Here is a 15,033-nt window from a genome sequence, read left to right on the forward strand (position 1 = left end):
GGCGGGCAGGTGCACCCGCAGACTCCTGCGGGTCTCACCTCTGCCAACCGGGCGTCCACGACTCACCACCACCTGCTAGCGCATCCCGACCCCGGACCGGGCCTGGCCCCGATCGGTGCCACCATGACGCCCGAACGCCGACAGCGGTGGCAGGCGGCGCGCCCGCTCTGCGGCCCACCGGGCACCCTTGTCGATCGGGGCTCGCAAACGGTGGCTCCCCGCGGCGGTGACGTCGATGCCGCGTCGGGACAAGGCCCCGCCGCCGTGGGCGAACAGGTCGGTCGGGCGCACCCAGTCCACGCCCCGTCCCCGCACCAGCGCCAGCTTCTCCTTCGCGGCCCTGCGGGACGCGGCCTCCTTGATCGCGTCCGACGTGCCCGCGGCCTCCGCGTCCTCGGCAGGGTTCGGAGTCGTCCGTGCCTGTTGTGACTGCGCGACCTGGGGCGGGCCGTGGTGCTGCTCTGCCGGGTTCGTCTGGTCCTGGTCGCTCATGGCGTGGCTCCTTCCCTCACGGGCTCAGGCCCAGACGGGCCGGCCTCATTACTCCGGTGCGCGTCGGGATGCTCGGGGCGTGGCAGCCACCGGCCGACCGTCGAGGGATGCACCCCCAGGTGCCGGGCGATGGCCTTGTTCGACCACTCCCGCTCGCGCAGCTCCGCCGCCAGCATCCGACGATCCGGCCCACCGTCCTCGTCCGCCTCAGTGATGCCGGACTCGGCTGGCGACGGCACGGCGGGTGCGGTCTCGATCTGTGCCGCGGTCTCTGGCGCATCGGCAGGACGCGCGGCGGATCGGGTCAAGACAACGGTCAGATGGGTGATCGCCAGCAGCACGACCGGCGGTACCGCGGCAACCGCGGCCGCCAGTGGGCCGGGCACGTCGGCGTCCGCGGCGACGACCGCGTGCAGAGAGTTCGCCGTCACCGACACCGCCGCGCCGCCGATCAGCAACGTCCACGGATACCAGGCCGCTTTCTCACCGGCGAGCGCGACCACCGCGACCGTGGACACCACGATCACGCCATCGACGATCAGTGGCCACGCCCACGCCTGCCCTGCCCCGATCCCGGAGCGGTGGGCGAGGTCGGCCAACGCGGTGAACGACAGCCAGAACGCGCCAGCCGCGATGAACACCGTCCCGGCAACCGACGTGACCACCGCCCAGCGCCGCCCCCGTACCCTGTTCATCCCAGCCCACTCGCCGCGCCCGCCCGGAGCCCTGGGTCACGCGGAGCCCACCCGCCCGCTGGCGGGCTCGCAGAGGAGGCGGAGCGTTCCCGGCGGGCGCCGGCGCCGACCCTGCGATAGGCGCTGTAGACGGTGCGAGTGATCTCCCGCTCCCCGAAGTCGGGCTGCTCAGCACGCACCAGCGCATCCAGGGCATCAGAGACCGGCACGTTCGCCTCGGCCAGACGGCACGCGGCCCAGAACAGCTTGTAGTTCCGGTCGCCTTTGACCTGCCGGGACAGCCACGCCGCCAGCCGGTCCGCGTCCTCCCGCCCCGCCACCGGTCTGCCCGCCTGCACCGGCCGCTGCGGCGGTGGGGGATCGAGGAAGTCGCGCAGGCGCACCGCATCCACCGGCTCGACCGCACCGGCGATGACCTGCTCGACCCGGTACGAGACGTGTGCGCCGTCCAGCATGAGCACCGAGGGCGGGGCGATGACGTAGCCGCCGTTCCCGCGGAAGTCGACCCCGGCCTTGCCGACCGCCCATGACCGCTGCATTCGAGCGGGGACGGCTGGGAAGTAGGCGTGCTGACCGCCGGTGGGCGTCGTGACCGTCGCCAACGGCGCCGGGATCAGACCCGCGCGTGCCGCCCGCGCGTATGAGGCGTACCCGTCGACGCCGTGCACATCCACGTCGATCACGACCAGACCCGAGGCAGCGCCTGTCGGGATGCCGATGTTCGCGCCCGGCCTCCACTGCCACCACCCCGCCACCCGGCGCGGATCGGTCGTCGCGCGCTGGAAGCCCCGGCGCACGATCGGGGTCTTCTCGCCGGGCACGCACGGGAACACCGGCACCCCGGCCCTCGCCAGCTCGCGTGCCGCTTCCGGCAACGGCAGACCGTCGAGCCGGTCGAACACGGCGGCGAGGGCTCCGGGGGAGACCATCACAGCCCCCGCCCCGGCACCGCCTGCACCCTCTGCGGCTCTCGCTCGGGCAGCGGCTCCACCTGCGGCGCTTGCTCGGGTCCAGAGTGTTCGGGGCCGTCGAGCCGTAGCGAGACCGGGTTGCCGTTGCCGAGCTGGATCGTGTCGAGCTGGCCCAGGACCTCGGTCGCGGTGCGCCGGACCTTCTCGCCGGTGTCCCGGATGACCTGCACCGGGTCCTTGCCGTCCACGCTCGCTGCCCACCCGGCGACGTAGGGGATCGTGTAGTCGCTGGTGTCCATGCCATGCGCAGCGGCGATCATCAGCGCGACCGACTCGGCCTCGACCTCACCGATCCCGCGATGCTGGCGCGCGTCCTGCTGGTTCGGGCCGTGCAAACGCACATGGCCCAGCTCGTGCGCGAGAGTCTTCACTTGCGCGGCCGGGTCCATGTCGGTACGCACGAGCACCTGGCGGCTCTCAAAGTCGGTCATGCCGTTCGCGCCGTGCATCGCGTCGCCGTCTGGCATGTGCAGCACCTCGTACCCCAGCGACTCGACCTGGGCGGCCAGGCCCTTCCATAGACCGGCAGGTGCTTCGCCTTCCAGCAGCTTTGGGCTCGGCAGCTCCGGAAGCTCCGCACCGTGAGTCCGGGACACATCCCAGACATGGGCCGGGACGACGCTGACGATCCGGCGCTGCACGACCTCGCCAGGGCGCGGCTTCTCGCCCTTCGTCAGGCGTCGCCACGAGGCCGGGTCCTTCGGAGTCGCTGTCGCGAACCGCACCCTGACCGGCGCGCGAATCTCATAGCCGCCGCCGGCCTCTGCCCAGCGGCCCATCTTCTTCCAGTCCTGGAACCCGGCCACCCACGTCGGCGTCGGGGTCGGCACCCGGCCCTGCTCGTAGGCGTCCAGGTGCTGCGCCCAGATCAGCAGGGTGTTGTTGAACGAGCGCGACCGGAACCGGGCGGCGAACTCGATCGCCCGCCGCCAGTCCTCACCCGACACCAGTTCCTCAACCGAGCGCACAATGCGTTCTTCGAGAGCTTCGAGCTTCGCTTCACGTGTCTTATTCCTCATAGCCATGCCTGACCTCCCTCCGCCGGGCCACGCCGAGAGGCAGCAGCCGTGCGACCACGAGGTACGCCGGGCGGATCAGGAAGACGAGACGGACGACGGAACGAGACTGGCGACCGTCAGGCTCCGCGATGAACCCGACGAGTCCTTACCGGAGTACCGGAGCGCTCGGGAGCTGTGGGGCGGAGGCGGCTGATCCTGCGGATATGACCCGGCTCGATGCGCGTTTCACCCGGCCCCGGTAGCGGCACGCGCGCGGGCGATGGCTCGGTAGCGGCTCGGCGTCACGCCGACGCTACGACGGAACTGACGGGCCGCGAAATCAGGATCGTTCCACCCCACCTCACGGGCAAGCACTGCGATCGGCGTGTCTGTGGTGCGCAGAAGACCCGCCATGCGCTCCGCCCGCAGCATCGTCAGATACGCGATGGGCGACTTCCCATACGCCTCCACGAACACACGGCCAAGCTGAGACTTCGACAGGTGCACCTCGTTGGCGAGGTCTGTCACCGACCAGCGACGTTCCGGGTCGGCCCGCAACAGCTCGGCGACCTTCCGCGCGTCGGTCCGTAACGGCGAGAATCCGCGTCGCCGTGGCTGAGTAGGCCAGGTCGTCTCGCGCTGGGTTGAGGTCTCGCGGATCGGTGTCGTCTTCACGAACGGGGTCAGGACGTGAGCGACGGAGAACCACAACGCCTGTACCCGATGGAAGGTCTGCATCGGACGATCCTCGATCGTCAGGGCAACCAACTCGTCCAGCCACGGCATCAACATCCCCGCCCGGTCCTCACCGAGACGGATCAGCTGAGCGGCTTCGCTGTAGAACGTCTCAGCGAACTGCTGCGCATGCAGCCTGTCTGACAGCACCGCCGCGTACTGCCAGAACACCTGGTCGATGATGTAGTCCGGGTCGAGGTAGACCGTGGTGACCGTGACGTGCCCTTCCGGTTCGCCACCGCACAGGGTGTTCTTGGCGAGGATCACCACGTCGCCCAGCGTGGCTGGCTGTTGGCCGAACTCACTGAACAGAATCACCGATCCTGAGCGAACGAACATCAGCTTCACGAAGTCGTGGGCAATCGGCGACGTGGGGTCGTGGTGCGTGGACGTGTGCGCCACGATCGGACCGAACGCTCGACTGGCATTCCCGCGCAGCGACCGAACAGCTCCATAATCTACAGATGCCGCCACCGCTCGCCCTTTTTATAGGCGCGTCTTTATAGGCTTGTCGGGCCGCATCGAAAGTGCCTAGCCATTTCGGTGTGCCGACGGAAGGCGCATTCGGTTTCTTACAAGTTCCTGATACACGACCTCGGCTGCTTCTTCAGCGTCGAAGTGCGTAGTGTCTACGGCATGGCGACTGAGATCGCCGAGCCCATCGAACTGATGCCACAGGTCGAGGATCGGTCCTGCGTCGAGAAGGGCGCCTGGCTCGGTCCGCTGCTGAGCTCGTGCCAACGCAGTCTCGCGCTCAGGTCGCAAGACAACGTAGTGCAGATCAACGTCCGGGTGCTGATCGGCCGCATTCTGGTAGTGATGCAGCATCCAGGGTCCCACCACGCCGTCAACGATGGTTGTATATCCGCCGGCTGCGTATCCGAACGCTGCTGAGGCGATGGCGCCAACCACTGTTTGGTTTTGCTGCTCGGACTCAGGCATAAACGGCGGGATCGCTCCCTGGACGATGAAATGCCAGAAGTCGTCGGTGTGGAGGTGAACGCAGAGTGGGTATCGCTGGGCAAGGAGCCGTGCGACGGTTGTTTTTCCCGACCCAGGTGATCCGCTGACAATGATGAGGTCGCTCATGAAGATTCCTTTCGGCTGTCGCGACAACAAAACGCTTGCCCGATGGCGCCAGTGCGCACAGTTCGCTGTGGGGGCTGCCAAAGGGCGGAACTCATCAAGCGCAGCCGTTGGAGCATTGCGGGGGCAACGGATCTAGATTCCGAATGGACACGCGCGAAAGGTTGAGGAAGGGACCTCTGATTTCTCGTTCGGACAGGTCCGACTACGAGAGTGTCAAAGGGACGCACTGACGCGAAGCGTCAGCATCGTCAAGCTCAGCCTGGGAACGCGATGGCTCACCACAACCGGCCCTTCCGGCGCGATCGATCGCGAACAGCAGAAGGGCCTCTCCTGTAGGGCTGCTTAGCGGCTGGAACTCATACGTCAATTCTATCATCCTTCAAGAGCATTCGAGCTTCGAGGAGCTTCGAGGAGCTTCGAGGAGCTTCGAGCTTCGCTTCACGTGTCTTATTCCTCATAGCCATGCCTGACCTCCCTCCGCCGGGCCACGCCGAGAGGCAGCAGCCGTGCGACCACGAGGTACGCCGGGCGGATCAGGAAGACGAGACGGACGACGGAACGAGACTGGCGACCGTCAGGCTCCGCGATGAACCCGACGAGTCCTTACCGGAGTACCGGAGCGCTCGGGAGCTGTGGGGCGGAGGCGGCTGATCCTGCGGATATGACCCGGCTCGATGCGCGTTTCACCCGGCCCCGGTAGCGGCACGCGCGCGGGCGATGGCTCGGTAGCGGCTCGGCGTCACGCCGACGCTACGACGGAACTGACGGGCCGCGAAATCAGGATCGTTCCACCCCACCTCACGGGCAAGCACTGCGATCGGCGTGTCTGTGGTGCGCCCGCCACCATGTCGAAGTGCAGCGCTTTGTTCTGCCGACCGACGCCACTTCGTCTGAGCCAGCTTTCCGCAGGAGCCCCGACCTCAGAGCCACCACACGTCTTTCAGACGAGGCAGACGGCGCCCGAGGGCGGCGTGTAGGGGCGGCGTTGGCTGGTCGTGTCACGCCTACCTGGTGCCCGAGGAAGGGGCGCGACGGTGACGGTTTCGATGCGTGTGATGTCGGCCGGCGACGGCTACAAGTACCTGTTGAAGTCGGTCGCCGCGGGCGACGGAGACCGGAGTCTCAGCACACCTTTGACCCGCTATTACGCCGAGGCGGGCGCGCCACCGGGGTTCTGGATGGGCTCGGGCCTGGGTCGTCTTGGGCACGGCGAGCTGGGCGAGGGCGCCCAGGTGTCGGAGGCCCAGCTACAGCTCTTGATCGGGATGGGGCATGACCCGATCACCGGAGAACCGCTCGGACGCGCCTACCAGCAGTTCGCGTCGATCGCGGAGCGGGTCAAGCAGCGCGTCGATGCACTCGATCCCGAACTCGGCCCAGCGGCCCGGGCGCAGGAAGTGACCGCGATCGAGGCCGAGGAAGCCGAACGCGGCACACGGCGTGCCGTGGCGGGGTTCGACTTCACATTCAGCGTCCCGAAGTCGGTCTCCGCGATCTGGGCGGTCGCGGACGCGGGCACGCAAGCGCTGATCGCGGACGCCCATCATGCGGCGGTTGCAGAGCTGGTTGCGTTCCTCGAACGCGAGGTTGCAGCAACCCGTGTCGGTGCAACCGGCCCGGACGGAGCGGTTGCGCACGTCGATGTCGCCGGGGTCGTCGCGGCGGCGTTCGATCACTACGACAGCCGCTCGGGTGACCCGCAGTTGCACACCCACGTCGTCATCAGCAACAAAGTGCTCACCGTCCAAGACGGCCGCTGGCGGACTCTGGCCGGACGGCCGATGCACTCAGCGGTCGTGGCGGTCTCCGAGCTGTACAACGCCGCCCTCGCCGACCGGCTGACCCGCACCCTCGGACTGGCCTGGGAGGCACGGGAGCGGGGACGGGACCGGAACCCAGCATGGGAAATTGAGGGCGTGCCCGACGAGGTGGTGGCCGAGTTCTCTACTCGCTCCCGGCACATCGAGGCCGAGAAGGATCGCCTCATTGCGGAGTACGTCGCCAAGCACGGCAGGCAACCCTCGGCGCGGACGGTGCTGAAACTCCGGGCGCAGGCGACACTCGCCACCCGGCCGGAGAAACAGGTCAGATCACTCGCCGACCTCACCGGCGAGTGGCGGCAGCGCGCCGGCCACTTACTCGGCCAGGACGCGACCGGATGGGCGCTCGCCCTGACCAGCGGCGCAACTACCCGCCGGGTGCTGCGTGCCGATGACGTGCCGCTAGACGTGGTGGGAGAGGTCGGGCAGGCCGTGATGGAGACGGTCGGCGAGAAGCGTTCGACCTGGACACGGTGGAACCTGCACGCCGAAGCATCCCGGCAGCTCATGGGCTGGCGGTTCGCCAGCATCGAAGACCGCGAAGCGATCACCGGCCTGGTCGTGGACGCGGCCGAGCGCGCCTCTCTGCGGCTCACCCCGCCAGAGCTGGCGACCAGCCCGCTCGAGTTCCGCCGCCCGGACGGCACCACCCGGTTCCGTCCCCGGCACTCCACGCTGTTCTCGTCCGAGGCGCTGCTGGCCGCCGAAGACCGCCTCCTGGCCCGCGCAGACGCGACGACCGGACCCGCGGTGCCGTTGGAGACGGTGGAGCGGATCGCCCGCAAACCCGACGCCCGTGGCCGGGTGCTCGGCGAGGATCAAGCCGCCGCTCTGGCCGCGATCGCCGTCTCCGGTCGGGTCGTGGACGTGCTGGTCGGCCCGGCCGGCGCCGGGAAGACCACCGCCATGAGCGCGCTGCGCCGGGCATGGGAGAAAGAGCACGGCGCCGGGTCTGTGGTCGGGCTGGCGCCCTCGGCGGTCGCCGCCCAGGTCCTCGCCGACGATCTGGGGATCAGATGCGAGAACACGGCGAAGTGGTGGCAGAACCACCTCATGCACGGAACCACGTTCGATGCGGGTCAGCTCGTCATCATCGACGAAGCCTCCCTCGCAGGCACCGCCTCTTTGGACCGGATCATCCGCGAGGTCGAGCAGGCCGGAGCGAAAGCCCTGCTGGTCGGAGACTGGGGCCAGCTCCAATCGGTCGACGCAGGCGGCGCGTTCGGCCTGCTCGTCCACGCCCGCGACGATGCCCCGGAGCTTCACGACCTGCACCGCTTCAGCCACGCCTGGGAGAAGACCACCTCCCTACAGTTCCGCCACGGCCGAACCGAAGCGATCGACACGCTGATCGAGCATGGTCGGATCACCGGCGGTGAAGCCGAGGCGATGATCGACGCCGCCTACACCTCCTGGCAGCGCGACCTCTCCACCGGCCGAGCGTCTATCCTCATGGCCGAGACCCACGAGACCGTCACAACCCTCAACGCCCGAGCACGGGCCGACCGGATCATCGACGGTGCCGTGAACCCGGCCCGCGAGGTCGGTCTGCACGATGGCACCGCCGCTTCCGAAGGCGATCTGGTCATCACCCGCCACAACGACCGCCGGCTCCGCAACGGCAGAACCTGGGTCCGCAACGGCGCCCGCTGGATCGTCACCAACGTCCGTGACGACGGGTCGGTCAACATCCGCCCGGCCGCGCGCAGGGTCGGCGGAGGGATCGTCCTGCCCGCCGACTATGTGAGCGAGCACCTGGACCTGGGCTACGCGATCACCGCGCACCGGGCTCAAGGCGTGACCACCGACACCTCGCACGTCGTCGTCACCCCGACGACCACACGGGAGAACTTCTATGTCTCGATGACTCGCGGCGCGGAAGGCAACTACGCCTATGTCGCCGTCGACCGCGAGGACCAAGAGCACGCTGAGCCGCACCCCGGCGACAACCCCAACGTCACCGCCCGCAGCGTCCTGCATGGCGTGCTCCAGCACGTCGGCGCCGAGATGTCGGCGCACGAGACGATCACTGCCGAACAAGAACACTGGGGCTCGATCACTCAGCTCGCGGCGGAGTACGAGACGATCGCCCAAGCCGCCCAACACGACCGCTGGGCAAGCCTGCTCAGCACGTCCGGGCTCACGCCCGAGCAGGTCGGCGACGTGCTCGACTCCGACGCCTATGGTGCTCTCTCTGCCGAGTTGCGGCACGCCGAAGCCAACCACCACGACCTCGACGCCCTGCTCCCGAGGCTGATCGCCGCGCGCAGTTTGGACGATGCCGACGACATCGCCTCCGTCGTCCACGCCCGCCTCGCACGCGCCACAGCGCGGCCGGCCGGGTCCGGCCGCACTCGCAAAACACCACGGCTGATCGCCGGACTTATCCCCGAAGCCGCCGGTCCGACGGCTGCCGAGATGCGCCAAGCCCTGGACGAACGCCGCGAACTGATCGAGCAACGCGCCGACGCCGTGCTCCACAGTGCCCTCACCGACACGGAGCTGTGGACGGCGCAGCTCGGCACTCCACCGAAAGAGGCGAAGGAGCACGCCGCGTGGTGGCGCGCCGCCCGCACAATCGCGGCATACCGCGACCGCAACCAGATCACCGACAACCGGAACCCGCTTGGCCCGGCGGCAGAGAGCACCAGCCAGAAGATCGACGCAGCACGAGCGCGCGCCGCCCTCAACCGCGCACGGTCCATCGCAGGCGACGACCCGACGAAGGACCAGGTACGGCCAAGCGCCGTCACCCGATCCGCACCGCGCCTGTAACCACCCCGACTCGGAACGGCAAGGAAAGGTTGGGGGAGTCGTCAGATCGAGTGTCCCGGCGTGCCCGGTGACGGCCGCCGCTGGGCGAAGTCCCGTCCGACCTCCGGCGGTGTGACCGCGCGGCCGGGCGCATCGGCGTCGAGCAAGGCGATCACGTCGCTGGGCTGGGTAACGAGCGTCGCGAGGCCCTGTCGGATGAGTTCGTTCGTCCCGCTACTGGCGGCGCTGGTCACTGGGCCAGGCACCGCACCGACGCCTCGGCCGATGTCACGTGCCGCAAGGACAGTGCTCATCGACCCTGACCGCACACCGGCCTCGGGAATCACGGTCGCGCCCGACAGCGCCGCCATCAGCCGGTTCCGTGCGATGAACCGGTGCTTGGTCGGCGCGGACCCTGGCGGCAGCTCGCTCACCAGCAGGCCGACGTCGCCAACCCGATTCAGCAGCTCACTGTGACCAGCGGGATAGAGCCGGTCAAGACCGCCCGCGAGGACCGCGACAGTCTGCCCGCCGGCCGCGAGAGCGCCGCGATGCGCGGCTCCTTCGATCCCGTAGGCACCACCCGCGATGATGATGCGTTCCTCATCGGCCATACCCGTCACCAGCTCGCCGGTGACATGCTCCCCGTAGCCGGTCGAGGCGCGGGCGCCCGTGAACGTGACCCGATCGCTCAGCGCCCTCGTCAGGAAGGAAGTCGCTCCGCGCGTCCACAGCAGATACGGGGCACGGTCGCCCAGATCATCTAGACCGGCCGGCCAGTCCTCGTCCGACGGGATGAGCGTGCCGAACGCCCCACCCTGAGTCTCGGCCACGTGGCCCAGCAGGCCCGGCGTGATCCGCGCACCGAGGCGTTCGCGCCACATCAGCGCGTCGGCGCGAGCAAGACCCGGCACCGGATCGTCCGCCTCGATCAGCCGCAGCGTCTCAACCCCTCCGACGCGAGCCAGCACGTGTCCGGAGGCCGCATCGTTGGGCTCGGCGATCATCGACAGCACAACCCGCGCCATCCGCTCACCCTGCATCTGCTCCGCCAGTGTCGCCATTATTGGTGTCCTCTCGCTCCAAGGTCACCGACGAGGTACACGCGTGCCGGCCGCCGACGGGTTCCCTCTGTCAGAGCACGGTCGTAAACTGGACGACGAGGCAGGTTCTTCAGCTACGCGGGTCCTACGGGACGGCCCCTTCGAGGGCACTCGGTTCATAGCCGCCTCCACGACGGAACACCGTCGCGCTATGACGAGGAAAGAGAGACCCGCGATGCTCCGCACATCAGTCGCACTCAGCGCACGAGGCTACTGCGTACTCCGCTACGCACCCACCAACCTGCTGCTCAACGCCATCCGCATCAGGCGTGGCCTCAAGTGGGGCGTCCCCGCGATGCTCCTGTCCGTGCCCTACCTCTACGCCGCCGCGATCTGCACCACAATCATCAACGACGGCGGTCCCCGTTGGCTCTGCCTGCTGGTCCTGCTGTTCGTCTGGAACGCCTTCAAGTTCCTCTGGATCGGACCCGTCAGCCTCATCCAACTCATCCGCGTCCGAAGGAACGAGCTGGGGTCTCGACCACTTGCCTTCCTCGGAACCGGTCGGGCTTCGCGGGGGAGCACTAGCACGGGGGACAATTGACGGTATGGCGAGGATGGACAATCACGAGATACTGCGGCGGTTCGTCTTGCGTGCGCGGCGAGTCCAGGCGCACTCGATCGTCCAGAATCAGGAAGAGTTGCTGCGGCACGCACAGGGAAGCTTCGACGGTCACGTTGACGTGACCGGGCGAATGACCATCACACGGCGCCTCCCGGCTGATGAGGAGGTCTTCGAGTCACTGGCTTCGAGGGTGAGGCCGTTGACAGTGAAGTCCGAGCCCGTCTACTACGTGAAGGTCTTCGACGCGATCGAGCACCTCGTCAGCGAAGCGGATGTCGATGATGCGCTCCGAGCGCGTCTGGACGACCTTCGGCGTGCCTGGGACGTTTCCGAGATTCAGGGAACCCAAGTCCAGGCGTACTCTGTGCAATCTGCTCGCATTGACGGGACCGACGCGACCAACAGGGTCTCGGACACACAGCTTGCCGCCGCTTGGCTGTACGCCGACCTCGTCCATGCTGACGCTCAAGGACCGAAGCAGGAGGCGCTTGCGTTCCCCCTCCACGAGCGATATGCCGCAGCGGTCCGCGTGTTCTCCCACATGGCTGCTCTGACAGTAGCGACTTTGCGCATAGTCGAGTCGCTACGGGACGCGCAGCTGCTCGCCCTGGACAACTCGGCGTGGGAGGACGACGTCACCGTGGGAACGTCCGAACTAATCGAAGAGGCAAGGGCATACGTTGCGCCGTTGGGCAGCGAGGTGCCGGACATGCGCGACTCTCTGGAGTTGACCGAGGACTGGAGCGCTTTCACCGTCACAGAACTGCTCAGACAGGACCCGACCAACCACGTCCGCGTTGTGCTGCGCGACGACGACGGAGATGTCACGGAGGCTTACGACGCGGCCGTCGCTCGTCGCCGCCCCGACGCTAGCTTCGCGGAATGGGATGTGCTGGTCGCCGGCAGCGTCATGTTCAAGTTCTCCTTCGATACTCAAGGCGATCGGATGACTGACGCACACTTCCGAGGTTGGGAGGTGTTCGACTCGACCAATGACCTCAAGCTCGCATCGACGCGCTTCCTGCTTCAGTTCTACCGCTCTACTGCGGTCGCCTTCGAGGTTGGAGGGAGCGAGCTGCTGTCTCTTGGGTCGCCAGCTATCCCCGAGAAGGAACAACGGGAGCTGGAGGTGATCGCGGAGACAGTCGAAGACATCGTTAGGATCGAGCGTCTCAGTAGACAAACCGTCGAGCCCTGCAACGGTCGTTTTGACGACCGTGACCGGGTGCGGCTGCGTCGCGCTCGTTTGCTACTGGAGGGCCATATCGTCCACGCCATGCGCCATCCAGTCACGGTCACGGCCCCCGAAGGCAACCCGCCGCAAGTAGTGGTTGTTGCCACCGGGACGCTCAACGTCGGCGGCGCAGAAGTCCCCACACCGCAGACCGTTATGCGTCATCCCGCGATGACGGCCACGGAGACCGGTCTCGCTCCCGAGACGGGGCCTGAGGCCAAGACATACCGGATTGAGCCGCCCCCTGGCGAACAGTTCTTGGCCTGGGTACCCGGGCTCGCTGACGTATCTGGCGACGAAGACCTCGTGGCCACCGCGCCGTGGGAACTGATCGACATCGATGAAGAGAGCTTCAGCGGCTGACTGACCGAAGAGTCCGGCACCGGTGCGTGCATACGAGGGTGTCAGTCGACGTCGTTAGCCTGAAGGCGTGGCGATCATGGACTTGGACCGACAGCAGGCGTTTGCTCTGCTCGCCGAGATGACCTCCACGCGCAACCTCCTCGCCTACGGCATCCGGGTCGTCCGCACCGGTGCGTTCATCGACACTACCCGCGACCCGATTCTGACGATGTTGTCGATCGGCGTTGAGAAGCTCTACAAACTGACCCTTGGGCTCATCGCACTGGACCGCGACCAACGGTGGCCTACCAAGTCTGAGATGCAGAAGCAAGGGCACAAGCTCGTTCCCATGCACGCGGTGGTGATGAACGAACTGCGATTACGCACCGCGAACAAGAGTCAGTATGTCCGCGAACTCCTCGCCGAGGTGGACAACGATCCGGTCATCCTGCCCATCATCGAAGCGCTCGACATGTACGGACGCATGGGACGGTTCTACTACCTGGATGAACTCGGAGATGCGCCGCAACCGGTCAGCCCCGACGACGCGTGGCAGAACATCGAAAACGCCGTGCTCGCTGACCCCGCGGTGGCAACGTTCTACCAGCAGGCGATGAAAGACGTCGGCGACAACGACGCCTGGGTCAAGTTCATCCGAGCCCTTCACGAGCGGATCGCAACGGCAGTCGAACGTATCTGGTTCGCGATCGCAGTGTGCGGACGAAACCACTGTCTGGGAGCGACCGGCGGGACCTTCGGATTCGAAGTGCACCCTGACGCGGTCGGTCGGCAGTAGGTGATGGGTGCGTAGTCGCAGCACCGTCGACGGCGAGCTTCCCGCCGCTGGCCGCTGAGATAGCTGAAGACCGCCGTCCCGCAAGACCTTCCGAGGGCAACCCGTTCGACTGGCTTGACGAGCCTCCCTCTCAGATGGGCGCCTGAATCGGCCTGACTTTCGTTCCGTTCTTCAAGCAAGGATGGAACTCGATGAACAGGAAGTATTCGCCGGAGATGCGTGAGCGGGCGTTGCGGATGCTCGCGGAGACGCGGCCGTCGCACCCGACGATGATGAGCGCGGTCCGTCATGTGGCTGGGCTGTTGGGGATGAGTCCCGAGACGCTGCGTCTCTGGCAGCGCCGCTACGAGGTCGACGCTGGCGTGAAGCCAGGGCTGACGACGGACGCTGCGGCGGAGATCAAACGTCTTCAGAAGGAGGTCTCGGAGTTGCGGAAGGCGAACGAGATCCTCAAGGCTGCGAGCGTGTTTTTCGCGAAGGAGCTCGACCGCCCCTGACCGAGATGATCCGGTTCATCGACGAGTACCGGGATCGTTTCGGGGTCGAGCTCATCTGCCGGGTCCTCCGACCGGCAGTGCAGGGCTTCCTCACCTCCCGCGGCTACCGCTCCGCCGTCGGCCGCGCCCCATCCGCCCGGCAGCTGCGGGACGACCTTCTCGTCCCGGAGGTCGTCAGGCTGCATGCGGAGAACTACGGCGTGTACGGGCGCCGGAAGATGCATGCGCTGATGCGCCGGCAAGGATGGGACATCGGCCGCGACCAGACCGAACGCCTCATGCGTCTGGCCGGGGTGCGGGGCGTGAAGAAGTCGAAGCGGGTGTTCACCACACGATCCGACAAGACGGCGGCGCTACCGAGCGATCTCGTCAATCGCCGATTCACGGCGCCGGCGCCGCGGCGGCTCTGGGTGTGTGACGTGACCTACGTCGCAACGTGGTCTGGGTTCGCCTACGTCGCGTTCGTCACCGACGTCTACTCGAGACGCATCGTCGGATGGAACGTCGCTGCGACGCTGCGGTCGGAGATTCTGCCGATGCGGGCGCTCGACATGGCCGCCTGGGGCGCCGGCGGACGGCTCGACGGGCTCATCCATCACGCCGACCACGGGTCGAACTACACCGCAATGGTCTACACCGAGCGAATCGTCGAACTCGGCGCCGTCCCCTCCACCGGGACCGTCGGGGACAGGTTCGACAACGCGATGGCCGAGGCGATCAACAACCTCTACAAGACGGAGCTGATCCGCCAGCGCGGCCCCTGGCGGACCGTCGAGCAAGTTGAGCTCGCGACCCTCGAGTGGGTGTGGTGGTGGAACAACTCCCGCCTCCACGGCGAGCTCGACATGCGCACCCCGGTCGAGGTCGAGGACGCGTACTACGCTGACCTGGAATCAGCCCAACCGGCATCTGCCGGACAAGCAATCCGATAGGAACAAAAGT

At 67.2% G+C, this 15,033-nt stretch carries 12 protein-coding genes and 1 other annotated feature; of the genes, 5 read left to right on the forward strand and 7 right to left on the reverse strand.

Features of this window, described 5'->3' with window-relative positions; genetic code table 11:
* Positions 1-75: 75 nt before the first annotated feature.
* From AC3WRM_RS11105 to AC3WRM_RS11130, 6 genes are all read right to left on the reverse strand, one after another.
* Positions 76-492, reverse strand: coding sequence for a hypothetical protein (locus tag AC3WRM_RS11105; protein WP_492248485.1), 417 nt, complete (start codon positions 490-492; stop codon positions 76-78).
* On the reverse strand, positions 489-1,187 hold the full coding sequence (locus AC3WRM_RS11110; RefSeq protein WP_463653821.1) for a DUF2637 domain-containing protein: 699 nt from the start codon (positions 1,185-1,187) through the stop codon (positions 489-491). The genes AC3WRM_RS11105 and AC3WRM_RS11110 overlap by 4 nt, the downstream gene beginning before the upstream one ends.
* Complete coding sequence (locus AC3WRM_RS11115) at positions 1,184-2,116, reverse strand: bifunctional DNA primase/polymerase (protein WP_492270925.1); 933 nt, start codon at positions 2,114-2,116, stop codon at positions 1,184-1,186. Before AC3WRM_RS11115 ends, AC3WRM_RS11110 begins: the two co-directional genes overlap by 4 nt.
* Positions 2,116-3,177 carry an ImmA/IrrE family metallo-endopeptidase gene (locus tag AC3WRM_RS11120; RefSeq protein WP_492248487.1) on the reverse strand — a complete coding sequence of 354 codons (1,062 nt, stop codon included), beginning with the start codon at positions 3,175-3,177 and terminating at the stop codon, positions 2,116-2,118. Before AC3WRM_RS11120 ends, AC3WRM_RS11115 begins: the two co-directional genes overlap by 1 nt.
* Before the next feature lie 225 nt (positions 3,178-3,402).
* Positions 3,403-4,293 (reverse strand): AraC family transcriptional regulator, encoded by an 891-nt coding sequence (locus AC3WRM_RS11125; protein ID WP_492248488.1) that lies wholly within the window; start codon positions 4,291-4,293, stop codon positions 3,403-3,405.
* 129 nt (positions 4,294-4,422) lie between these two features.
* A complete protein-coding gene (locus AC3WRM_RS11130) occupies positions 4,423-4,980 on the reverse strand; it encodes an AAA family ATPase (protein WP_492248489.1) in 558 nt (185 codons plus the stop codon).
* Positions 4,981-6,014: 1,034 nt separating this feature from the next.
* Here AC3WRM_RS11130 and mobF point away from each other — a divergent pair.
* Complete coding sequence (gene mobF, locus AC3WRM_RS11135) at positions 6,015-9,575, forward strand: MobF family relaxase (RefSeq protein WP_492248490.1); 3,561 nt, start codon at positions 6,015-6,017, stop codon at positions 9,573-9,575.
* Between the two features lie 41 nt (positions 9,576-9,616).
* Here mobF and AC3WRM_RS11140 read toward each other — a convergent pair whose 3' ends face one another.
* Positions 9,617-10,618 carry a DNA-processing protein DprA gene (locus tag AC3WRM_RS11140; protein ID WP_492248491.1) on the reverse strand — a complete coding sequence of 334 codons (1,002 nt, stop codon included), beginning with the start codon at positions 10,616-10,618 and terminating at the stop codon, positions 9,617-9,619.
* Positions 10,619-10,832: 214 nt separating this feature from the next.
* Between AC3WRM_RS11140 and AC3WRM_RS11145 the strand changes: the two genes are divergently transcribed.
* The 4 genes from AC3WRM_RS11145 to AC3WRM_RS11160 all read left to right on the forward strand — a co-directional run bounded on the left by AC3WRM_RS11145 (position 10,833) and on the right by AC3WRM_RS11160 (position 15,023).
* Positions 10,833-11,201 (forward strand): sulfate permease, encoded by a 369-nt coding sequence (locus AC3WRM_RS11145; RefSeq protein WP_492248492.1) that lies wholly within the window; start codon positions 10,833-10,835, stop codon positions 11,199-11,201.
* Positions 11,202-11,205: 4 nt separating this feature from the next.
* Positions 11,206-12,819 carry a hypothetical protein gene (locus AC3WRM_RS11150; protein WP_492248493.1) on the forward strand — a complete coding sequence of 538 codons (1,614 nt, stop codon included), beginning with the start codon at positions 11,206-11,208 and terminating at the stop codon, positions 12,817-12,819.
* Positions 12,820-12,886: 67 nt separating this feature from the next.
* A complete protein-coding gene (locus AC3WRM_RS11155; RefSeq protein ID WP_492248494.1) occupies positions 12,887-13,594 on the forward strand; it encodes a hypothetical protein in 708 nt (235 codons plus the stop codon).
* 191 nt (positions 13,595-13,785) lie between these two features.
* A protein-coding gene (locus AC3WRM_RS11160; protein ID WP_492248495.1) for an IS3 family transposase occupies positions 13,786-15,023 on the forward strand; the annotation gives its coding sequence in 2 pieces (ribosomal slippage) (positions 13,786-14,071 and positions 14,071-15,023; 1,239 coding nt in all).
* Positions 14,058-14,161 (forward strand) — a sequence feature (AL1L pseudoknot). It overlaps the preceding gene by 104 nt.
* Positions 15,024-15,033 lie beyond the last annotated feature (10 nt).

It is taken from the genome of Aeromicrobium sp. EU05-FHT14F07 (assembly GCF_058790455.1).

What these genes read in the sequence shown, in the direction of transcription:
- AC3WRM_RS11105 (WP_492248485.1), bottom strand. Translation starts at nt 492, where the DNA reads ATGAGCGACCAGGACCAGACGAACCCGGCAGAGCAGCACCACGGCCCG.
- AC3WRM_RS11140 (WP_492248491.1), bottom strand. Translation starts at nt 10,618, where the DNA reads ATGGCGACACTGGCGGAGCAGATGCAGGGTGAGCGGATGGCGCGGGTT.
- AC3WRM_RS11115 (WP_492270925.1), bottom strand. Translation starts at nt 2,116, where the DNA reads ATGGTCTCCCCCGGAGCCCTCGCCGCCGTGTTCGACCGGCTCGACGGT.
- AC3WRM_RS11150 (WP_492248493.1), top strand. Translation starts at nt 11,206, where the DNA reads ATGGCGAGGATGGACAATCACGAGATACTGCGGCGGTTCGTCTTGCGT.
- AC3WRM_RS11110 (WP_463653821.1), bottom strand. Translation starts at nt 1,187, where the DNA reads ATGAACAGGGTACGGGGGCGGCGCTGGGCGGTGGTCACGTCGGTTGCC.
- AC3WRM_RS11145 (WP_492248492.1), top strand. Translation starts at nt 10,833, where the DNA reads ATGCTCCGCACATCAGTCGCACTCAGCGCACGAGGCTACTGCGTACTC.
- AC3WRM_RS11130 (WP_492248489.1), bottom strand. Translation starts at nt 4,980, where the DNA reads ATGAGCGACCTCATCATTGTCAGCGGATCACCTGGGTCGGGAAAAACA.
- AC3WRM_RS11120 (WP_492248487.1), bottom strand. Translation starts at nt 3,177, where the DNA reads ATGAGGAATAAGACACGTGAAGCGAAGCTCGAAGCTCTCGAAGAACGC.